The sequence below is a fragment of the Comamonas sp. UBA7528 genome, assembly GCF_002479375.1.
In the GTDB taxonomy this organism is placed as follows: domain Bacteria; phylum Pseudomonadota; class Gammaproteobacteria; order Burkholderiales; family Burkholderiaceae_C; genus Comamonas.
Window position 1 is genome coordinate 139,024 of the sequence record NZ_DLMU01000002.1, and the last position, 20,109, is coordinate 159,132.

At 64.5% G+C, this 20,109-nt stretch carries 18 protein-coding genes; 7 read left to right on the forward strand and 11 right to left on the reverse strand.

The features are described 5' to 3' along the window. Positions 1-45: 45 nt before the first annotated feature. From B3349_RS02520 to B3349_RS02530, 3 genes are all read right to left on the reverse strand, one after another. Positions 46-498 (reverse strand): SRPBCC domain-containing protein, encoded by a 453-nt coding sequence (locus B3349_RS02520; RefSeq protein WP_291586163.1) that lies wholly within the window; start codon positions 496-498, stop codon positions 46-48. A 167-nt stretch (positions 499-665) separates the two neighbouring features. Then, complete coding sequence (locus B3349_RS02525; protein ID WP_291586165.1) at positions 666-1,001, reverse strand: putative quinol monooxygenase; 336 nt, start codon at positions 999-1,001, stop codon at positions 666-668. 308 nt (positions 1,002-1,309) lie between these two features. After that, the gene (locus tag B3349_RS02530) at positions 1,310-1,471 is read right to left on the reverse strand and encodes a hypothetical protein (RefSeq protein ID WP_291586167.1); all 162 of its coding nucleotides are present in this window, start codon (positions 1,469-1,471) and stop codon (positions 1,310-1,312) included. On the opposite strand from B3349_RS02530, the gene B3349_RS02535 reads away from it, so the two are divergent. Together B3349_RS02535 and B3349_RS02540 are read left to right on the forward strand one after the other, a co-directional pair. Then, the gene (locus B3349_RS02535; protein WP_291586169.1) at positions 1,470-1,682 is read left to right on the forward strand and encodes a hypothetical protein; all 213 of its coding nucleotides are present in this window, start codon (positions 1,470-1,472) and stop codon (positions 1,680-1,682) included. The two genes, B3349_RS02530 and B3349_RS02535, sit on opposite strands and share 2 nt — an antisense overlap. 422 nt (positions 1,683-2,104) lie before the next feature. Further along, positions 2,105-2,431: a plasmid stabilization protein gene (locus B3349_RS02540; RefSeq protein ID WP_291586170.1), complete on the forward strand. Its 327-nt coding sequence runs from the start codon at positions 2,105-2,107 to the stop codon at positions 2,429-2,431. 209 nt (positions 2,432-2,640) lie between these two features. On the opposite strand, the gene B3349_RS02545 is transcribed toward B3349_RS02540, so the two are convergent. Then, positions 2,641-4,194 (reverse strand): fumarate hydratase, encoded by a 1,554-nt coding sequence (locus B3349_RS02545; protein WP_066535540.1) that lies wholly within the window; start codon positions 4,192-4,194, stop codon positions 2,641-2,643. Between the two features lie 429 nt (positions 4,195-4,623). Here B3349_RS02545 and fumC point away from each other — a divergent pair, with 429 nt between their 5' ends. Further along, positions 4,624-6,036 (forward strand): class II fumarate hydratase, encoded by a 1,413-nt coding sequence (fumC, locus tag B3349_RS02550; RefSeq protein ID WP_291586174.1) that lies wholly within the window; start codon positions 4,624-4,626, stop codon positions 6,034-6,036. A 291-nt stretch (positions 6,037-6,327) separates the two neighbouring features. Here fumC and B3349_RS02555 read toward each other — a convergent pair whose 3' ends face one another. Next, positions 6,328-7,056 (reverse strand): DUF3334 family protein, encoded by a 729-nt coding sequence (locus B3349_RS02555; RefSeq protein ID WP_280000340.1) that lies wholly within the window; start codon positions 7,054-7,056, stop codon positions 6,328-6,330. A 370-nt stretch (positions 7,057-7,426) separates the two neighbouring features. On the opposite strand from B3349_RS02555, the gene B3349_RS02560 reads away from it, so the two are divergent. Further along, positions 7,427-8,311, forward strand: a complete 885-nt coding sequence (locus tag B3349_RS02560) for an META domain-containing protein (RefSeq protein ID WP_291586178.1) — start codon at positions 7,427-7,429, stop codon at positions 8,309-8,311. Positions 8,312-8,410: 99 nt separating this feature from the next. On the opposite strand, the gene B3349_RS02565 is transcribed toward B3349_RS02560, so the two are convergent. The 5 genes from B3349_RS02565 to B3349_RS02585 all read right to left on the reverse strand — a co-directional run bounded on the left by B3349_RS02565 (position 8,411) and on the right by B3349_RS02585 (position 14,453). Beyond that, entirely contained in the window at positions 8,411-9,211 is an 801-nt protein-coding gene (locus B3349_RS02565; RefSeq protein WP_280010597.1) for a transporter substrate-binding domain-containing protein, read from the reverse strand. 196 nt (positions 9,212-9,407) lie between these two features. Beyond that, a complete protein-coding gene (gene proX / locus B3349_RS02570; RefSeq protein WP_280010674.1) occupies positions 9,408-10,373 on the reverse strand; it encodes a glycine betaine/L-proline ABC transporter substrate-binding protein ProX in 966 nt (321 codons plus the stop codon). Between the two features lie 214 nt (positions 10,374-10,587). Then, complete coding sequence (gene proW, locus B3349_RS02575; RefSeq protein ID WP_291586181.1) at positions 10,588-11,883, reverse strand: glycine betaine/L-proline ABC transporter permease ProW; 1,296 nt, start codon at positions 11,881-11,883, stop codon at positions 10,588-10,590. Then, a complete protein-coding gene (gene proV, locus B3349_RS02580; protein ID WP_291586183.1) occupies positions 11,880-13,214 on the reverse strand; it encodes a glycine betaine/L-proline ABC transporter ATP-binding protein ProV in 1,335 nt (444 codons plus the stop codon). The genes proW and proV overlap by 4 nt, the downstream gene beginning before the upstream one ends. Before the next feature lie 600 nt (positions 13,215-13,814). Continuing rightward, positions 13,815-14,453 (reverse strand): TIGR00645 family protein, encoded by a 639-nt coding sequence (locus tag B3349_RS02585; protein ID WP_280010599.1) that lies wholly within the window; start codon positions 14,451-14,453, stop codon positions 13,815-13,817. 206 nt (positions 14,454-14,659) lie between these two features. Between B3349_RS02585 and acs the strand changes: the two genes are divergently transcribed. Further along, positions 14,660-16,654 carry an acetate--CoA ligase gene (acs, locus tag B3349_RS02590; protein ID WP_218333876.1) on the forward strand — a complete coding sequence of 665 codons (1,995 nt, stop codon included), beginning with the start codon at positions 14,660-14,662 and terminating at the stop codon, positions 16,652-16,654. A gap of 252 nt (positions 16,655-16,906) precedes the next feature. Further along, positions 16,907-17,428, forward strand: coding sequence for a LapA family protein (locus B3349_RS02595; RefSeq protein ID WP_291586188.1), 522 nt, complete (start codon positions 16,907-16,909; stop codon positions 17,426-17,428). A 163-nt stretch (positions 17,429-17,591) separates the two neighbouring features. On the opposite strand, the gene B3349_RS02600 is transcribed toward B3349_RS02595, so the two are convergent. Beyond that, on the reverse strand, positions 17,592-17,897 hold the full coding sequence (locus B3349_RS02600) for a c-type cytochrome (protein ID WP_291586191.1): 306 nt from the start codon (positions 17,895-17,897) through the stop codon (positions 17,592-17,594). A 319-nt stretch (positions 17,898-18,216) separates the two neighbouring features. On the opposite strand from B3349_RS02600, the gene ilvD reads away from it, so the two are divergent. Then, positions 18,217-20,076 (forward strand): dihydroxy-acid dehydratase, encoded by a 1,860-nt coding sequence (gene ilvD / locus B3349_RS02605; RefSeq protein ID WP_291586192.1) that lies wholly within the window; start codon positions 18,217-18,219, stop codon positions 20,074-20,076. Positions 20,077-20,109: the final 33 nt, after the last annotated feature.

The window sequence follows — 20,109 nt, forward strand, 5'->3', positions numbered from 1 at the left end:
CAGTTTACGTGCGTAGCAGGCAGTTTGAAAAGTGCATGCAGATATTCAGTCCCTACCTGTGGGCATCTGTGTGGCCACCTCGGCCTGCCAGCGGTCCAAGTTCTGTTCGTTGGCGGGGACCACCACGGCCTGCACGGCTGCCGCCACGTCGGCACTGTCAAACACCTGCTCCCAGTCCACGCGGGTGCCGGGCTGACCGTCGGACGGGTGGTCTGTCAGCGTGATGGTCAGTCGGAAATGCGGGTGGTTCAGGTGGCGGATAACCACGCGGTCGGGTGCATCCACGGCCTCGAACACCGATTCGTTGGCGTAGTGCCGGCCGTCCGGTCCGTGCATGGTGAAGCGCCACATGCCACCGCTTTCGACCTCGCATTCGGTGAAAGTGTTGTGGAACCCGGCCGGCCCCCACCAGCGGGCCAGCCGGGTGGGATCGGCCAGGGCGGCAAACACGGCGTCGGGCGGAGCGGCAAAGTGCCGGTGGGTGTGAAAGCGGGTCATATCGCACTCCTGGTGGCGGGCACAGCGGGGAGGGGGCTGCGGCCATGGCAGTGCCGTGAGCAGCGTATGGCCCTATGGAAGCACTGCCGGGGCCGATCGGCAAGAGCTGACCCGTTTCCAGCAGGGTTTTCAGACCGCCTGGCGAAGCCCGCAAGCCTGACCCTGCCTCAGGCCTGGGCCTGTGCAGGAGTGCAGGCGGCAGGGCAGCACTCCGTTCCAGCCAGGACATCCATCAGCAGGAACTGGCCGGGCTGGCTCTGGTGGCGGTCGATCTGCGGCACCAAACGCTGGAAATGCTCGGTGGCGCAGTGCGTGTCCAGCGCCGCGCGGTCGGGCCAGGTTTCGATGAAGGTGAAATGCCCCGGATCCTTCTGGTCCACAAACAGCTCGTAGGACAGGCACAGCGGCTCCTGCCTGGTTTTCTCCACCAGCTCGCGGTACAGCGGCAGCACGGTGGCAATGTGTTCCGGGCGGATGAAGTCTTGGGCAATCACTTTGAGCATGGGGCGGTGTTCCTGGTGGGGCGTGGAGCGCATTGGCGGCGGCACCGTGCTGCGCCATGCCGTCCTGCATGCTGCTGAACCTATCACACCTGGATATGCACGCTGGAGGGCCTTTAGCGACGTGGCAAGTGGAAAGCCGCCACGCAATACGGAGCAGACGTCTTGATGTGCCAGCCTCAGCGAGGGCAGCCTGGCTGCAGCAGCCGCCGCACGTCAGCACCCCATGGCGAGCGACCACGTCCCCGGTTCCAGCGCTGTACCCACAAAAAGGCCCGCTGTCGGTCAGCGGGCCGGTGGTACCAGCGCGGTCAGTGCATCTGCTCATGGGGCGGTGGCGGGGCTTCGGTGCCCAGCTGCCGCTTGTTGCATTTGCTCTGCTGCTGGCTGTATTTGGCCTCGTGCAAGGGCTGCCCCATCTGCAAAGGCCAGGGGGACGGGCTGGGCATCTGCTCCGGGCGCAAACCGGTCATGGCAGCCGCTTCCGTCCCCGCCAGGGTGCTAGCGCTGTTGCTGGGGTTGCTGCTTGGACGGTTGCCCGGGCTGCTGTTGCCCGGGAGATTGCTGCTGTTGCTGCTTCTCCTTGGGCTGGCCCGGTTGTTGGCCGGGTTGTTGTGGCTGCTGGTTCACTTGGTTCTGCGGGTTGTGCTGCTGTTGCATGGCAAAAAGCTCCTTCAGTGGTGAACGACAGACCGGGTGGCCTGTCTGACAGATCGGGGCGAGCTGTCTGGTGCCACCTTCGCCGCATTTGGAAGCCACTTTGTAAGCGTGGGGCTTACATGTTTTCCCTTGGGCACCCGAGGGGGACAGGGCGCTGTGCTCTGTCCCCGAATGGAACGTTTTTTTACGCAATCACACAATGATGTCGTTCAAGGTGGAGGTAAGGAGGTTTTTCATGCCCTTGCATCTGTCTGCCGCTGCACCCGCCATGCCCAACCCGCACATCCCGAACGAGCCCCTGCTACCGCCGGATCCGGACAAGGTCCCGGGCCGTCCCGAGCCCGTGGCGCCGCCTGCACCGATTGACCCACCGGTCACCGCGCCGCCGATCCGGTTGCCGCCGCAGCCGGTGCCTCCATCGCCATCAACCAGCCAAGGAGCACGCCATGCCACGCGGTGACAAGTCGGCCTATACCGACAAGCAAAAGCGCCAGGCCCGCCGCATCGAGGAAAGCTACGAGAAACGCGGTGTGAATCCTGACAAAGCGGCCGAAATTGCCTGGGCCACGGTGAACAAGGAAACCGGCGGTGGCAAGCTGTCGGGCTCCGGCCGGGGCCACCCGGTGGACCGCGTCTCGGCCCGCAAAGGCGGGCGCATCGGCGGTGCTGCTTCCGCTGCGCGCACGGCCGAAGAGCGGTCGGCTTCGGCCAGGAAGGCGGCGGCAACGCGCAAGCGCAATGCCGAGGCCAAACGGGCCGCTTTGGCGAAATAGCGCGATCCAAGTCGCACAAGCGCCGCATCAGGGCCGTATCAGAGCCGCAGAATGCGCATTCCCCATGCCATCTGGCTGAGGGTTCCTGCATTTCTCCGTGAAGAGATGGCGGCGATTTTTCTGGTGGAAGACACCGTTGAAAGGTCTGGGCAGGCACCCAATAAAAAACCGCCCGAAGGCGGTTTTTTATGCAGGCAGCAGCGGAGTGGTTACGCACCGGCCACTTCAATGCCCTTGAATTCGCCGGTCGCAATCTTTTCCTTCCAGACTGCAGGGCCGGTGATGTGGGCGCTGGTGCCGCCGGCATCCACGGCCACGGTGACGGGCATGTCGACCACGTCGAATTCGTAGATGGCTTCCATGCCCAGGTCTTCAAAGCCCACCACCTTGGCGTGCTTGATGGCCTTGGAGACCAGGTAGGCAGCGCCGCCCACGGCCATCAGGTAAGCGCTCTTGTGCTTCTTGATGGCTTCGATGGCGACGGGGCCGCGCTCGGACTTGCCGATCATCGAGATCAGGCCGGTCTGCGACAGCATCATCTCGGTGAACTTGTCCATGCGGGTGGCGGTGGTGGGGCCGGCCGGGCCGACCACTTCGTCGCGCACGGGGTCCACGGGGCCGACGTAATAGATCACGCGGTTGGTGAAGTCCACGGGCAGCTTTTCACCCTTGGCCAGCATGTCCTGGATGCGCTTGTGGGCGGCGTCACGGCCGGTCAGCATCTTGCCGTTGAGCAAGATGGTGTCGCCGGGCTTCCAGCTGGCGACTTCTTCCTTGGTCAAGGTGTTCAGGTCCACGCGCTTGGACTTGTTGTAGTCAGGTGCCCAGTCGATCTTGGGCCAGCTGTCCAGCGAAGGCGCGTCCAGGTACACGGGGCCGGAGCCGTCCATCACGAAGTGGGCGTGGCGGGTGGCGGCGCAGTTGGGGATCATGGCCACGGGCTTGGAAGCCGCGTGCGTGGGGTACATATTGATCTTGACGTCCAGCACTGTGGTCAGGCCGCCCAGACCTTGGGCGCCAATGCCCAGGGCGTTGATCTTCTCGAACAGCTCCAGACGCAGCTTTTCCACGTCGTCCAGCTCTGCACCGCTGGCAGCCTTGGCCTGCAGCTCGTACATGTTCAGGTCTTCCATCAGGCTTTCCTTGGCCAGCAAGACGGCTTTTTCTGCCGTGCCGCCAATGCCGATGCCGATCATGCCGGGAGGGCACCAGCCTGCGCCCATGGTGGGGATGGTCTTGAGCACCCATTCCACCAGGTCGTCGCTGGGGTTCATCATGATCATCTTGGACTTGTTCTCGGAGCCGCCGCCCTTGGCGGCCACGGTCACGTCCACCTTGTCGCCGGGCACGATCTGCACATTGATCACGGCGGGGGTGTTGTCCTTGGTGTTCTTGCGCTTGAAGTGGGGGTCCGCCACCACGGACGCGCGCAGCGTGTTGTCGGGGTGGTTGTAGCCACGGCGCACGCCTTCGTTGATGGCGTCTTCCAGGCCCATGGTGAAGCCTTCCCACTTGACGTCCATGCCCACCTTCAGGAACACGTTGACGATGCCGGTGTCCTGGCAGATGGGTCGCTGGCCGGTGGCAGCCATCTTGGAATTGGTCAGGATCTGCGCCATCGCATCCTTGGCCGCAGGGCTTTGCTCGCGCTCGTAGGCGCGGGCCAGATGCTGGATGAAATCCGGCGTGTGGTAGTAGCTGATGTACTGGAGGGCACCTGCGATCGAGTCGATCAGGTCCTGCTGGCGGATGGAGGTCGTCATCGTGAAGCTTCTCTGTTATAGGTGCGCAGGGGCTGCGCTCGGAAAACCTGCTGATTATCCGCGCTAAGCCCCCGGGCTGTAGGCCAAAGCCGACAAGTCTTATAGAGGACTTGGGGCGCGCCGCAGCTTACTGCAAGCCGCTGTCCGGGTGCTGACTGTGGGGTTCTGGGGACTTTCAAAAACCATAGCTTCTTGCGCCCGTGCATATTGGGAAAAAAGCCAATCCGGCCACCTGTGCAGCATGGCTGTGCCCGATGTGCTGCGGTGCGGTACAACACGCCAATGAGAATGGCTGTCATTGCCTGGGTTAGCATGGCGGTCTGCTTTTTTGCTGGCATGCCTGCGCATGCCAGTGTGTTTTGCGGCCAACCGTAGCCAGATCGCCTCCAGCCAGCTGCGCCGCCTTGTTTGCTTTCAAGGAGTCCCAAAATGACGAGCACTTCCACCCCCGGCCAGGCCATGCGCCAGGAAAAAGACACTTTCGGCCCCATCGACGTTCCGGCCGACAGGCTCTGGGGCGCCCAGACCCAGCGTTCGCTGCAGAACTTCGACATCAGCGGCGAACAGCAGCCGCGCGAGATCATTGCCGCGCTGGCGCAGGTGAAGAAGGCATCGGCCACGGTGAACCACGCCCTGGGCCTGCTGGATGCCAAGAAGTCCCAGGCCATCAACGCCGCTGCCGACGAAGTGCTGGCCGGCCAGCACCCGGGCGAATTCCCGCTGGTGGTGTGGCAGACCGGTTCGGGCACGCAGACCAATATGAACGTCAACGAGGTGCTGGCCAACCGCGCCAGCGAGCTGCTGGGCGGCGAGCGTGGTGAGTCGCGCCTGGTGCACCCGAATGACGACGTGAACAAAAGCCAGTCCAGCAACGACGTCTACCCCACGGCCATGCATGTGGCAGCGGTCACGGCCATTGAGCAGAAGCTGCTGCCGGCGATTGCCAAGCTGCGTACCACCTTGCAGGCCAAGAGCGAGGCGTTTGCCGACATCGTGAAGATCGGCCGTACCCATCTGCAGGATGCGACGCCGCTGACACTGGGCCAGGAAATCTCCGGTTGGGTGGCCCAACTGGCGCACAGCGAAAAACATGTGCGCGCCGCGCTGCCCCATCTGTACGAGCTGGCACTGGGCGGTACCGCCGTGGGCACGGGCCTGAATGCGCCCAAGGGTTACGCCGAGGGGGTGGCTGCCGAGCTGGCCAAGCTGACCGGCTACCCCTTCATCACCTCGCCCAACAAATTTGAATCGCTGGCATCGTGCGACGGGCTGGTGCACGCCCATGGCGCGCTCAAGACCCTGGCCGCCAGCATGGTGAAGATTGCCAACGATGTGCGCTGGCTGGCCAGCGGTCCGCGCAGCGGCCTGGGCGAGCTGTCGATTCCCGAGAATGAACCGGGCTCCTCGATCATGCCCGGCAAGGTCAACCCCACGCAGTCCGAAGCCGTGACCATGCTGGGCGCCCAGGTGTTCGGCAACGATGTGGCCATCAACTTTGGCGGTGCCAGCGGCAACTTCGAGCTGAACGTGTTCCGCCCGCTGGTGGCGCACAACTTCCTGCAGAGCGTGCGCCTGCTGGCCGATGGCATGGTCAGCTTCAATGACCACTGCGCCGTGGGGATCGAGCCCAACCGCGAGCGCATTGCCGAACTGGTCAGCAGCTCGCTGATGCTGGTGACGGCACTCAATACCCATATCGGCTACGACAAGGCCGCCTACATCGCCAAGAAGGCTCACAAAGAGGGTTCGAGCCTGCGCGACGCTGCCATTGCCAGCGGCCATGTGACGGCCGAGCAGTTTGACCAGTGGGTGGTGGCCAAGGACATGGTGGGCAATCTGTAAGCCTGTTTCGGTCCCTGTGCTTTCGGTCTGGTGTTCCCTGGCCGTAAATTCCGTACCCCGCTGCCGTTGGGGTTGCAGGTGCCGGGCAGCTCAGGGGGTTGCAGTCTCCTCCCCAGCTGGAAGCCGATGGCTTCCAGTGAGTGGTTTCGCACAGAATGCTGCGTATGCGAAGCGGGCGCAGCCACTGGAGTGCGTTGCGGGCACCTTGACCGGCAGACCTGCCAGCGTCATGAAAAAAAGCACCCTGCAGGGTGCTTTTTTGTGGAAGGTACGTGCGGTGGTGCCGGCTGCTTACATGCCCAGCGATTTGAGCAGGGCTTCGGTATCGGCGTCGGTGGAAGAAGGCGCCGTGGCGGTCGCAGCAGCCGTGGCGGCGGAGGCACCGGCGGCGGCAGGACTGGCAGCAGGCGCGCCGGCTGCGGCCATGATGGCATCGGCGTCGATTTCGGCTTCGGGCACAAAGTCGCGCAGGGTGATGAACTCGGTGCGGTCCACCGCCAGCTCCAGATAGAAGATGTTGTTGGCGGCGGTGTAGAAGGTGACGCGGCGCGCCTCGGGGTTGTCGAGGTTGGCGTCCACGCTCAGCTGCACCTGCTTGTTCAGCACCAGCATCTTGGGCTGGTTCTGGGTGATGTGGGTCTGCAGTTCGCGGCGCACCTTGCCGGTGAAGTCGCCCACCACCTGGTTCATCAGCTCGCCCATCACGTTGCTGACTTCGTCCGAGGTGTAGCTGGTGGCCAGGTCGCTTTCGGACAGGCCCATGTTCAGCAGGTAGTTGCGGTACAGCTCCATGGCCGACGCGGCGGACAGGTTGATGATGACCAGACCGGAGAAGCCGCCGTCAAACAGCACAAAGCATCCGATGTCGGGCTTGAGGTAGGTCTTCTGGATGCGCTGCACCACGCCGGAGTATTGCACCTGGCTGTTGGTGGCCACGTTCAGCACGCGGGTGACGGAATTGCACAGGCTGAGCAACAGCTCCTCGGTGCCTTGGACGACGTTGGGGTTCTCTTGGCTCATGGGGGTGCCTGTTCAGGAAATAGCACGATTATGGATGCAACAGTTGGTCACAAGTGTGTTGGGTCGTGCGACAGCGCGATCGCGCAGCCAGCGGCCCGGTCTGGACAGCATGGCAGGGCGGGTGGTGCCGCACTGCGGCAGCGCGCGGCCATGGGCGCTGCCCGGCTGCGCCGGGTGGTCTGCAGCATTGTCGGCGCGCTATTTTTTGAGTAGCTTTTCGGCCAATAACCGTGCGTGCAACAAGCCCAAAGGCGTTGAATGCATGACTGCCCGCAAGGGGTATTGGCACAGCAGTTTCTCCCTGCCTGGCCAGGGGCTCTGCTAACGTGCGGGCATGAAGTACATGTACAACCATGGACAGGAGGCATCCATGTCGCATTCCCTGTGGCGCGTGGCCGGCTGTGTGCTGGCTGTGGCCAGTCTGGCGGGCTGTTCCACCGTCTCGCAAAAATGGTCGCAATGGCGCGGCACCAGCAGCACATCGGCTGCGGCGCAGCAGCCCGGCGTTCTGCAGCCCAGCACGGAAACGGGCCGTTGGCAGGGCGTCTACAGCTATGAAGCCGACAGCGGCCGATTCCTGGACTGCAAAACCGGGCAGATCGTGCCGGTGTTGATGGAAGGGGACAACGCGCTGCTGGAGAATGCCTATATGGCGTCGCGCAATGGTCCCAACACCGCCATGCTGGCCAGTGTGGATGGCCGCATCGTCGAACGTCCCTCTGCCGATCCGGTGATGGCCCAGCAGGGCAAGAAGGAGCTGGCGCTGCGCGTGGAGCGTTTTGTGTCGCTGTCCAGCGCCACGTCCTGCGCCGGGGACAAGGCCAAGAACCTGGGTGTGCCCGTACCGGTGGCGGCAGCCGCTGCGGCCGGGCAGGGTGGAGCCAAGCCCGCCGCTGCAGAGCAGGCCTCGGTGTCGCTGGACAATACCTATTGGAAGCTGCTGACCTTGAACGGCAAGGCCGTGCCCCGCCTGGACAAGGAAGCGCACATCATCCTGCAGCAGCAAGGTCGGCTGGTGGGCTCGGGCGGCTGCAACCGCTTGATGGGCAGCTGGAAGCAGGACGGTCAGCAGCTGCAGTTCGGTCAGGTGGCCGGCACCCGCATGGCCTGCAAGGGCGCGGCGTCCAGCACCGAATCGGCCATGCTGAAAATGCTGGGCCAGGTGGCCAGCTGGCGCATCCATGGTGAACAGCTGGAATTGCTGGACGCCAAGGGCAAGCTGCTGGCGCAGCTGCAGGCCGTGGCCTTGCGCTGATCCACTGAATAACAGCATTGCGCTCCATGTAAAGCGGCCCCACAAGGGGCCGCTTTTTTTATGGTTTTCTAGGGGCGACGCAGTTGCCCGGAACTGCGTTTATTCCGGCAGATTGCCCAGCGGGCGGCCCAGGTACTTTTCCGAGATGGCGTTCAGCGTGCCATCGGCCTTGGCGGTGCGCAGGATCACGTTCACCTGGTCCAGCAGGGCGGTGTTGCCCTTGGCCACACCGATGAAGCAGGGCACATCTGTCAGCAGCAGCTTGTATTCGGCACCCAGCTTGGGGTTGCGCTGCATGGTCAGCCCGGCCACGGCCGCACTGTGGGCCAGCACCTGGCTCTGGCCGGTCACGAACGAGGCGATGGTGGCGGTGTCGTCCTCAAAGCGCTTGATCTGTGCACCGGCAGGGGCCAGCTTGGTCAGCGCATCGTCCTGGAGCGAGCCGCGCGTGACCGACACGGTTTTGCCGGCCAGATCGCCAAACTGCTTGATCGCCAGGCTCTTGTTGGCATACAGGCCCGAGAAGAACGGGGCGTAGGAGATGGTGAAGTCCACCACTTTCTCGCGCTCGGGGTTCTTGCCCATGGAGGAGATGATCAGGTCCACCTTGCCGGCCTGCAGCGCGGGAATGCGTGCAGGCGAGGTGACGGTGACGATGTTGAGCTTGACGCCCAGCTGCTTGGCGATCAGCTCGGCCGTGGCGACGTCGGAGCCCTGGGGCTTCATGCTGGCGTCGATATAGCCATAGGGCGGGTAATCGGTCTGGATGCCGACGTTGAGGACTTTGTGGGCCTGGATGTCGGCCAGTGTGGCGGCCTGGGCGGTCAGACCGCAGAGGCTGGACAGGCCCAGTGCGGCCAGTGAGGACAACAGGGTGCGGCGGGGCAGGGAATGCAACATGAAAAGCTCCGGGGAGTGAAACCAATGCCCGGTGCTGCATCGTGGTGCAGGCGACCGGGTCCACCGGCAGTGAATGCATAGACCGTGCCTGCCCGCACAAAAAAACCGGCCGCAGGGGCCGGTGGATGGATTGGCGCCGTGTGCAGGCGCTTGCTGTGTGGGCACAGCAAACGGCCAAGCGCGTTCCCGTGGGGCTTTAGCGTGCCGCGTCGCGTGCCTGCTGCAGCCAGCCGTCGAACTGCTTTTGGTGCGCCTTGATCCAGCCCGTGGTGTGGCGTTCGATGTCGGCAGCCTTGCCCTGGCCCTGGCTCATCATGAAGTTCTGGGCATTGATGTCGGCCACGGACAGTTGCATCACGGCAAACAGCTTGGCGGCGGCGGGGTTCTTTTCCGCCCAGGCCTTGTTGGCCACGATCTGCTGGTTGTTGGCGATGAAGCCGTAGTTCTTGCCATTGGCCAGCTTGGTGTCGGTGCCGGCCTGCTCACCGGGCATGGCCGAGAAAGGCACCTGCAGCCAGACCACATCCTTGCCGGGCTTGAGCACATTGCTCACCCAGTACGGCGTCCAGGTGTAGTAGAGGATGGGCTTGCCGGCCTTGTAGCGGGTGATGGTGTCGGCCATCAGCGCCGCGTAGGTGCCCTGTTTGTGCGTGACCGTGTCGCGCAGCTTGTAGGCGGACAGCTGGTGTTCGATCATGGCCTCGCAGCCCCAGCCGGGGGTGCAGCCGGTCAGGTCGGCCTTGCCGTCACCGTCGGTGTCGAACAGCTTGGCAATCTCTGGGTCCTTGAGCTGGCCGAGGTTGGTGATCTGGTGGGCGTCGGCTGTTTTCTTGTCGATCAGGTAGCCCTGGGCGGCGTTGGCCGAGAACACGCCCTGGCGGTAGAGCTTGGCGTCACCACCGGCATTCTTGTAGTAGTCGGCATGCAGCGGGTTCCAGTGGTTGGCCATGAAGGTGGCGTCGCCATTGGCCAGTGCGATGTGGGCCGTGGGGTATTCCACTTCCTTCACGGGCTGCACGTCGTAGCCCAGTTGCTCCAGGGCTTTGATGACCAGCAGGGTCTGGAAGGTTTCTTCGGCGATGGAGCTTTTCAGCGGCTGGACTTTCACGCCCTTGCCGGGCAGGTCGGCGCTGTCGGCCGCCAGGGCCATGCTGCCAGCCATGGCCAGGCCTGCGGCCACGGCGCAGGCGCGTTGCCAGGCCGAGCGGGGGGCGTTGGCGGCGGGGAGGGTCTGTGTATCGGGGGTGTATGCAGTGTGCAACGTCATCCTTGGTGTTCCTTTGTGTTGTGGTTGGTGTGGTGTCTGGGTGAGGTGCCTGGCTGGTGACCTGGCACGACACCACGGCCGTGCAGGCCATCAGCGAGGGGGCGGGCCGTCAGCTGGCCGATGGCTGGGGCGGCAGCGGAGTGGGCTGTGCCTGTGCCGTGGTTGCCGCAGCCGCAGTTGGCGCTGCCGGCGCTGTGGCTTCTGTCGGCGCCGCAGGGGCCGGGCGCAGCATGCGCACCACCAGGCCTGCCGGGCCGGTCTGCCACCAGCGGGCGCTGCCGCGTGTGTTTTCACCCATGGCCTGGGTCAGACGGTCCAGCACGATGGCCAGCAGCACAATGCCCAGGCCGCCTACGGTGGCCAGGCCCATATCCAGGCGGCCGATACCGCGCAGCACCATCTGGCCCAGACCGCCGACGGCGATCATGGAGGCGATGACCACCATGGACAGCGACAGCATCAGTGCCTGGTTGATGCCGGTCATGATGGACGGCATGGCCAGCGGCAGCTGCACTTTCCACAGCAGCTGCCAGGGCGAAGCGCCGTAGGCGCGGCTGGCCTCGATCAGGTCCGGACGTACTTGGCGGATGCCCAGATTGGTCAGACGGATCAGCGGCGGCAGCGCAAACACAATGGTCACGATCACCCCCGGCACATTGCCGATGCCGAACAGCATCACCACCGGCACCAGATAGACAAAGGCCGGGGTCGTCTGCATGGCGTCCAGCACCGGGCGCATCCAGCGCTGGGCGCGGTCGCTGCTGGCCAGCACGATGCCCACCGGCAGGCCGATGACCACGCAGAACAGCAGCGAAGTCAGCACCAGGGCCAGGGTCACCATGGCTTCGGACCAGATGCCCAGCGCCGCGACGATCAGCAGCGAGATGGCCGAGCCGACGGCCAGCTTGCGGCTGGCGAACTGCCAGGACAGCAGGGCAATCAGCAGCACCAGCACCGGCATGGGCACGGCCAGCAAGGTGTCGGTCACGCCGTTGAGGGTGGCATCGATCGGTGTGCGCACGGCCTGAAAGAAGGGGCGGAAATGGTCCACCACCCAGCCCAGGCCGTCGTTGATGGCGTCCTGCACCGGCAGGCCTTCGGTGGTGATCTGGTGCCACAGGGCCGTCAGGCCGCTCTGGCTGCTGTCATCCACCGGGGTGGATGTGGCCGGGGCGCTGAGCCAGTCCATGCTGGTGTCGGGCGCATCGGCGCTGCCGCCCCAGGGATCGGTGCCGGCATCGGTGGCGCTGGCTGTCGGAGCATCGGCCTGCATGCTGCTGGCCGCCCAGGGATCGTCGACTGCGGCATCGGCCGAGGTGGCGGGCATCGGGTTGGGGGCGTCCTGTGCGGTGCTGGCGGCCCAGGGATCGTCCTGCACCGGGGTGGTGGTGTGCAAATCGTTCATGCGGCATCTCCGGTCTGGTTATGGACAGGCGCGGCAGGCTGGGCATGCGGCGCCACGGCGGGTTCCGCCGCATGCACGGGGAACTTCGGATTCAGCTGGATGGGCGGCACTTCGATCTGGGGCGGCGGCACGGGGGGGGTGTCGCGGTCCAGGAACTTGAGCATGGTGGTGCGGCTGACCACACCGAGGAAGCTGCCGTCCTCGTCCACCACGGGCAGCGCGAAGGGCACGGCCGCCACCGGGCCGAACAGGTCGGCCACCGGTGTGCTGCTGGCCAGCGGCACGGCGTTGGGGATGAAGGCGTGCTGCAGGCCGCGCATGCTGGGCTGGCCCTGCAGCGCATCCCGCAAGGACTGTGAAGAGACCACGCCCAGGTAGCGCTTGCGGCTGTTGACCACATAGGCGTGGTCGCGGTCGGAGTCCTCGATCAGGCGCAGCGCGGCGCGGCAGCCGCGGTCGCTGTGCTCGGAGATGATGGTCATGGCCTGGCGGGCGATGTCGGCGGCCTTGAAGACCGAGGCCGCATCCACGCCGCGCACAAAGTTGCGCACGTAATCGTTGGCCGGGCTGCGCAGGATTTCATCGGGCGTGCCCACCTGCACCACCTGGCCGTCCTTCATGATGGCGATGCGGTCGCCAATGCGCATGGCTTCATCCAGGTCGTGTGAGATGAAGACCACGGTGCGCCGCTTGATCTGCTGCAGGCGCAGGATCTCGGATTGCATCTCGGTGCGGATGATGGGGTCCAGGGCGGAGAACGCCTCGTCCATCAGCAGGATGCTGGGGTCGGATGCCAGGGCGCGGGCCAGGCCCACACGCTGCTGCATGCCGCCCGACAGGGCATCGGGGTAGCTGGCGCCCCAGGCGCCCAGGCCGACCTGTTCCAGCGCTTCCTGTGCGGCTTTCTGGCGCGTGGGCTTGTCCACGCCGGCCAGTTCCAGGCCGAAGGCGGTGTTGTCCAGCACCGTCATGTGGGGCATCAGTGCGAACGACTGGAACACCATGGAGATGTCCTTGCGGCGCAGGGCGCGCAGGTCGCGATCGTTCAGCTGGTTGATGTCCTGGCCATCCACCACGATCTGGCCGCTGGTGGGCTCGATCAGGCGGTTGAGCAGGCGCACCAGCGTGGACTTGCCCGAGCCGGACAGGCCCATGATGACAAAGACCTCGCCGGCCTCGATGGTGAAATGGGCGTCGAACACGCCGATGGACTGGCCGGTGCGTTGTAGGATGTCTTGTTTCGACAGCCCCTGCTGCACCAGGTCGAGCGCAGCCTGCGGCTGGTCGCCGAAGACTTTGAACACATGCTCGATGCGGATTTGTTTGGCCACTGGTTTCTCTCCCTCATTGGTTTTGGAGGTTGAACACAGTGCAGCCGCGCCATGGGCATGCCCATGGCGGCCTACACGCGAAGCCGGAAAACGTGGGGCCCGATGCACCGGCGCAGCGGGGAACACCCGTTGCGCCACATTGAAGGGCAGGTATGGCAGGGCCCGCATGGCACGTGAGGGTGCGCAAGGGCCGCAGGAGCGAGGGAGGAAGTCAACGGTCAGACCGCCGGTTGCTTTCCCTCGGAACGGGTGGCGGCGCAAGGCCGAAAGCCACCCGGATGAAAGTCCGTGCATCAGGGCCGGAATCCGGCCTGTGGCGGCATCTCGTTGCGTGGCAACGGTGCGCGCCAGAGTCAATCCACCCGCAAAAGGGATGGATTACCTGCATGGCAGGTTGTTAATGAAGCGCTTATTCTAACTATTGGTTATGTTGTTGTCAATGATTTTTTTGCGTTGCAGCATTCCCGGGGATGGCAACGGTGGGCTTCGTGCGTTCTGTCGCTGGCAACGGAGCGGAAAAAGCAGCAACCCCGGAACCTTGCGGTAGCCGGGGTTGCATGTGGGCAGAAAATGCCCGGATGGGCGCTTTGCAGAGGGGGCTCAGTGGGCGCTGTGGCTGGCGTGGCTGCTGTGGATCAGCTTGTCGGTGAAGGCAATGGCCAGGGCGCTGAGCAGGAAGACCACATGGATGATGGTCTGCCACATCAGCACCTGCACTTCATAGTTGCCGGCGTTGATGAAGCTCTTGAGCAGGTGGATGGAGCTGATACCGATGATGGACAGGGCCAGCTTGACCTTGAGCACCGAGGCATTCACATGGTCCAGCCACTCGGGCTGGTCGGGGTGGCTGTCCAGGCCCAGGCGGCTGACAAAGGTTTCGTAGCCGCCGACGATCACCATGATCAGAAGGTTGGAGATCATCACCACGTCGATCAGTGCCAGCACCACCAGCATGATGACGGTCTCGTTCAGGCCGGTGATGGCGGCTTCGGGTTTGTAGCCGATGTTGGTGATCAGTGCCTGCAGCGCTTCCTGGCTGCCGAAGGCGGCTTCCACCAGGTGCAGCAGCTCGATCAGGAAGTGCCAGACATAGACGCCCTGGGCCGCGATCAGGCCCAGGTACAACGGCAGCTGCAGCCAGCGGCTGGCAAAAATCAAGGCCGGCAGGGGGCGCAGGGCCACAGGCGTGGACGAGGGTGGGGAGGCAGGAGACTCGGGTTTCGGGTCAGCGTGGGCCATGGTGGGTCAGAGGAGGGTTGAAGGAAACCGTAGCAGCGAAGCGCTGCTGGGCGGGCATTGTATGCGGCGCCATTGTGGAAACCCGAGGGGGAAGACAGGGCTTTTTGGGGGCTACAGTGGGAGATAGACGGCGAGTCAGTGGTATGTAAGTGCCCGACACGACAGTACGCCGCAAACAAACCCTACAAGTGCAAGGAGACTCAGCCATGAACGCACCGACCAACGCCATCGAATCCGTGCTGGTGGAAAACCGCGTCTTTCCCCCATCCGATGCGACCCAGAAGGCTGCCCGCGTGTCCGGCATGGCCGCTTATGAAGCCCTGTGTGCCGAAGCGGACAAGGACTATGAAGGCTATTGGGCCCGCCTGGCCCGTGAGAACGTGGTGTGGACCAAGCCCTTCACCCAGGTGCTGGACCAAAGCAATGCCCCGTTCTTCAAGTGGTTTGCCGACGGCGAACTGAATGCCAGCGCCAACTGCCTGGACAAGCACATCGGCACCCCGGTCGAGAACAAGACCGCCATCATCTTTGAAGCCGACGGCGGCGAAGTCACCAAGGTCACCTACAAGGAGCTGCTGGCCCGCGTGAGCCAGTTCGCCAACGCGCTCAAGGCCCGTGGCGTGCAAAAGGGCGACCGCGTGCTGATCTACATGCCCATGACCATCGAAGGCGTGGTGGCCATGCAGGCCTGCGCGCGCATCGGCGCCACGCACTCGGTGGTGTTCGGCGGCTTCTCGGCCAAGGCGGTGCAGGAGCGCATCGTGGACGTGGGAGCCAGTGCGGTGGTCACGGCCAACTACCAGATGCGTGGTGGCAAGGAACTGCCGCTGAAGGCCATCGTCGACGACGCGCTGGCGCTGGGCGGCTGCGATGCCGTCAAGACGGTGCTGGTGTACGAGCGCACACCCACGGCATGCGCCATGGTGGCCGGCCGTGACATCACCTTCACCGAAGCGCTGGCAGGTCAGTCGACCGAATGCCCGGCCGTGCCGGTGAATGCCGAGCACCCGCTGTTCATCCTCTACACCAGCGGCTCCACCGGCAAGCCCAAGGGCGTGCAGCACAGCACCGGCGGCTACATGCTGTGGGCGCGCCAGACGGTGAACTGGACCTTCGACATGAAGGACAGCGATGTGTTCTGGTGCACGGCCGACATCGGCTGGATCACCGGCCATACCTATGTGGCCTACGGCCCGCTGTCGGCGGGTGCCACGCAGATCGTGTTCGAAGGCGTGCCGACCTTCCCGAACGCCGGCCGCTTCTGGCAGATGATCGAGCGCCATGGCTGCACGGTGTTCTACACCGCGCCCACGGCCATCCGTTCGCTGATCAAGGCCGCGGATTCCGACGAGAAGGTGCACCCCAAGAACTGGAACCTGTCGTCGCTGCGCATCCTGGGCAGTGTGGGCGAGCCCATCAACCCCGAAGCCTGGATGTGGTACTACAAGCACATCGGTGGCGAGCGCTGCCCGATCGTGGACACCTTCTGGCAGACCGAAAACGGCGGCCACATGATCACGCCCCTGCCTGGTGCCACCCCGCTGGTGCCCGGTTCGTGCACCTTGCCGCTGCCCGGCATCACTGCGGCCATCGTCGATGAATCCGGCAACGACATGCCCAACGGCGCCGGCGGCATCCTGGTGGTCAAGAAGCCCTGGCCGTCGATGATCCGCAATATCTGGGGTGACCCCGAGCGCTTCAAGAAGAGCTACTTCCCCGAAGAGCTCAAGGGCTACTACCTGGCCGGCGACGGCGCCGTGCGCAGCGAAGACCGCGGCTACTTCCGCATCACCGGCCGGATCGACGATGTGCTGAACGTCTCCGGCCACCGCATGGGCACGATGGAAATCGAATCCGCGCTGGTGTCCAAGACCGATCTGGTGGCGGAAGCCGCTGTGGTGGGCCGCCCGGACGACCTGACCGGCGAAGCCATCTGCGCCTTCGTGGTGCTCAAGCGCCCGGTGCCGACCGGCGAAGAAGCCAAGGCCCTGGCCAACGAGCTGCGCAACTGGGTGGCCAAGGAAATCGGCCCCATCGCCAAGCCCAAGGACATCCGCTTTGGCGAGAACCTGCCCAAGACCCGCAGCGGCAAGATCATGCGCCGTCTGCTGCGCTCCATCGCCAAGGGCGAAGCCATCACCCAGGACACCAGCACGCTGGAAAACCCTGCAATCCTGGAGCAGCTTGCCAAGACCAACTGATCCAGAACGCCGCGCAACGCGGACACCGGGTGCTCTGCGACCGCTGCGGCCCTGATGCTTCGGATGCGGTACCGCCGCACCCGTTTATGCCACCGCCACAAGCGGTGGCTTTTTTCTGGGCTGGCGCAAACAAGCGCCAATGTGGCGCGGGACAGGGGCCATTCCTACCTGGGCTGAATCCAAGATGCGTTACAAATGCGGCGAAGGGCAGGCAGTAGTGCCGCGCCCGCTGACCGGACCTTGGAGATTTTCATGAAAGCAAGAACCGCTTTGCTGACCTTGATCGTGCTGCTGATCGTGTTCCTGGCCACGATGAACTGGCAGGCGCTGAACCAATCCACGCCCGTCTCGCTGGGCTTCACTACGGTGGAGGCCCCGCTGGGTCTGATCATGCTGTGCTTGACGGCGCTGCTGGCCATCTTCTTTGTGGCCTATGTGGTCACGTTGCAGGGTTCGGTGCTGATGGAGACCCGTCGGCACAACAAGGAAATGCTGGCCCAGCGCGAGCTGGCTGACAAGGCCGAGGCTTCGCGCTTCACCGAGCTGCGCACCGTGCTGGAGCTGCGCCACCAGGAAGCGCAGCAGCAACTGCTCAACCGCCTGGATGCGCTGGAAGAGCAGTTCAAGGCCCGCGCCCAGGAAAGCGACAACTCCACCGCCGCCTATGTCGGCCAGCTGGAGCAGCAGCTGCGCGCCGGCGTGGCCGCCGATTGGGGCAGCGGCAAAGGCCATGCGGCCAAACCGGCCGAAGGCCGCACCGATCCGCTGCTGTGATGACGGCGCTGCTGCAGCCAGGGCCGCGCCCGGTGCGCAGGCAGTGACGGCGTCCCAAGGGGGCCGCATGCGCCATGCAAAAAGCCGCTGGGCACAGGCCAAGCGGCTTTTTTGGTGGGCAGGGGTCTCACGGCCCTGCGGCGGGTGCCCGCGACGTGCGGGATTACTTCAATGTCAGTATCCAGGCGGCCAGCTTCTTGGCATCGGCTTCGCTGACCTGGGTGTTGGCGGGCATGGGCACCGGCCCCCAGACGCCGCTGCCACCCTTGACGATCTTGGCGGCCAGCTTGTCCACAGCGTCCTTCTGGCCGGCGTACTTGCCGGCGACGTCTTTGTAGGAGGGGCCCACCAGCTTCTTGTCCACGGCATGGCAGGCCATGCAGTTCTTCGACTGGGCCAGCGCCAGATCGGCCATGGCCGGGGCGGCAACGGACAGGGTCAGGGCCAGGGTGATCAGAACACGCTTCATAGCTACTTTTTCCTCGAGGGCTTTGGCAGAAGTGGGGGAAACAGGGTCGGATTGTAGGCCCGGCCGCAGGCAGGTGCGCATTCCCTGCAAGCGGGTGGATGCCATGGGGTTATTGGGGTTGGCAGGGCCGTGGCTCCGGCATGCACCAGAAGGCTGATATCGCGTTTTGCGATGGCTGGCTCGGTCGCCAGCAGGGATTTGCGCCTGCGCCTTCGCGGGGTGGCTGGGTGATAATCTGCGGTGATCCTGCGTGGGATGGACGGTGGCAAACCGGCCGCTGCGCGCAGGCCTGCAGACCTTTGCTACAACGACATTCCCCATGCCCGCATACCGTTCCAAAACCTCCACCGGCGGCCGCAACATGGCAGGTGCGCGCGCCTTGTGGCGTGCCACCGGCATGAAAGATGGCGACTTCGAAAAGCCCATCATCGCCATTGCCAACTCCTTCACCCAGTTCGTGCCCGGCCACGTGCACCTGAAGGACCTGGGGCAGCTGGTGGCGCGCGAGATTGAAAAGGCCGGCGGCGTGGCCAAGGAATTCAACACCATCGCCGTGGACGATGGCATCGCCATGGGCCACGACGGCATGCTGTATTCGCTGCCCAGCCGCGACCTGATTGCCGATTCGGTCGAATACATGGTGAACGCCCACTGCGCCGACGCGCTGGTGTGCATCTCCAACTGCGACAAGATCACCCCCGGCATGCTGATGGCCGCCATGCGCCTGAACATCCCGGTGATCTTTGTCTCCGGCGGCCCCATGGAAGCGGGCAAGACCAAGCTGGCGAATCCCGAGACCAAGACCATCGAGTTCAAGAAGCTGGATCTGGTGGATGCCATGGTGATCGCCGCCGACCAGCGCTATTCCGACGCCGATGTGGCGGAGGTCGAGCGCTCGGCCTGCCCGACCTGCGGTTCCTGCTCGGGCATGTTCACCGCCAACTCCATGAACTGCCTGACCGAGGCGCTGGGCCTGTCCCTGCCCGGCAACGGCACCGTGGTGGCCACGCACGCCGACCGTGAAGCGCTGTTCCTGCGCGCCGGTCGCCGCATCGTGGAGCTGGCCCGCCAGCACTACGAACAGGACGATGCATCGGTGCTGCCGCGTGCCGTGGGCTTCAAGGCCTTCGAAAACGCCATCACGCTGGACATCGCCATGGGCGGCTCCACCAACACCATCCTGCACCTGCTGGCGATTGCCAAGGAAGCCGGTATCGACTTCACCATGGCCGACATCGACCGCCTCTCGCGCGTCGTGCCCCAGCTGTGCAAGGTCGCACCCAACACGCCCAAGTACCACATCGAAGACGTGCACCGCGCCGGCGGCATCATGGCCATCCTGGGTGAGCTGGACCGCGCCGGCAAGTTGCATACCGATGTGCCCACCGTGCATGCCAAGACCATGAAGGAAGCGCTGGACCAATGGGACATCGTGCGCACGCAGGATGAAGCCGTGCGCCACTTCTACATGGCCGGCCCTGCCGGCATTCCCACGCAGGTGGCTTTCAGCCAGAGCACCCGCTGGCCCAGCCTGGACCTCGATCGTGCCGAGGGCTGCATCCGCAGCTATGAGCATGCGTTCAGCAAGGAAGGCGGTCTGGCGGTGCTGACCGGCAACATCGCCCTGAATGGCTGCGTGGTGAAGTCCGCCGGGGTGGACGAATCCATTCTGGTGTTTGAAGGCACGGCCCATGTGGTCGAGTCGCAGGATGAAGCCGTGGAAAACATTCTGGCCGACAAGGTGAAGGCCGGCGATGTGGTGATCGTGCGCTATGAAGGCCCCAAGGGCGGCCCCGGCATGCAGGAGATGCTGTACCCCACCAGCTACCTCAAGTCCAAGGGTCTGGGCAAGGCCTGCGCGCTGCTGACCGATGGTCGTTTCTCCGGCGGTACGTCGGGTCTGTCCATCGGCCACTGCTCGCCCGAAGCTGCTGCAGGCGGCGCCATCGGCCTGGTGCAGAACGGCGACAAGATCCGCATCGACATTCCCAACCGCACCATCAATGCGCTGGTCAGCGATGAAGAACTGGCCCGACGCCGCGAAGTGCAGAACGCCAAGGGCTGGAAGCCCGCCAAGCCGCGTCCACGCAAGATCTCGGCCGCACTGAAGGCCTATGCCATGCTGGTCACCAGCGCGGATACCGGTGCCGTGCGCGACCTGTCGCTGCTGGACGATTGAGCGACGGTTTCTGACCGGCGCGCGCTGCTGCGT

Coding starts and splice junctions, on each gene's coding strand:
- B3349_RS02520 (WP_291586163.1), bottom strand. CDS start 498: ATGACCCGCTTTCACACCCACCGGCACTTTGCCGCTCCGCCCGACGCC.
- B3349_RS02525 (WP_291586165.1), bottom strand. CDS start 1,001: ATGCTCAAAGTGATTGCCCAAGACTTCATCCGCCCGGAACACATTGCC.
- B3349_RS02535 (WP_291586169.1), top strand. CDS start 1,470: ATGGCAGCCGCTTCCGTCCCCGCCAGGGTGCTAGCGCTGTTGCTGGGG.
- B3349_RS02530 (WP_291586167.1), bottom strand. CDS start 1,471: ATGACCGGTTTGCGCCCGGAGCAGATGCCCAGCCCGTCCCCCTGGCCT.
- B3349_RS02540 (WP_291586170.1), top strand. CDS start 2,105: ATGCCACGCGGTGACAAGTCGGCCTATACCGACAAGCAAAAGCGCCAG.
- B3349_RS02545 (WP_066535540.1), bottom strand. CDS start 4,194: ATGACGACCTCCATCCGCCAGCAGGACCTGATCGACTCGATCGCAGGT.
- fumC (WP_291586174.1), top strand. CDS start 4,624: ATGACGAGCACTTCCACCCCCGGCCAGGCCATGCGCCAGGAAAAAGAC.
- B3349_RS02555 (WP_280000340.1), bottom strand. CDS start 7,056: ATGAGCCAAGAGAACCCCAACGTCGTCCAAGGCACCGAGGAGCTGTTG.
- B3349_RS02560 (WP_291586178.1), top strand. CDS start 7,427: ATGTCGCATTCCCTGTGGCGCGTGGCCGGCTGTGTGCTGGCTGTGGCC.
- B3349_RS02565 (WP_280010597.1), bottom strand. CDS start 9,211: ATGTTGCATTCCCTGCCCCGCCGCACCCTGTTGTCCTCACTGGCCGCA.
- proX (WP_280010674.1), bottom strand. CDS start 10,373: ATGGCTGGCAGCATGGCCCTGGCGGCCGACAGCGCCGACCTGCCCGGC.
- proW (WP_291586181.1), bottom strand. CDS start 11,883: ATGAACGATTTGCACACCACCACCCCGGTGCAGGACGATCCCTGGGCC.
- B3349_RS02585 (WP_280010599.1), bottom strand. CDS start 14,453: ATGGCCCACGCTGACCCGAAACCCGAGTCTCCTGCCTCCCCACCCTCG.
- acs (WP_218333876.1), top strand. CDS start 14,660: ATGAACGCACCGACCAACGCCATCGAATCCGTGCTGGTGGAAAACCGC.
- B3349_RS02595 (WP_291586188.1), top strand. CDS start 16,907: ATGAAAGCAAGAACCGCTTTGCTGACCTTGATCGTGCTGCTGATCGTG.
- B3349_RS02600 (WP_291586191.1), bottom strand. CDS start 17,897: ATGAAGCGTGTTCTGATCACCCTGGCCCTGACCCTGTCCGTTGCCGCC.
- ilvD (WP_291586192.1), top strand. CDS start 18,217: ATGCCCGCATACCGTTCCAAAACCTCCACCGGCGGCCGCAACATGGCA.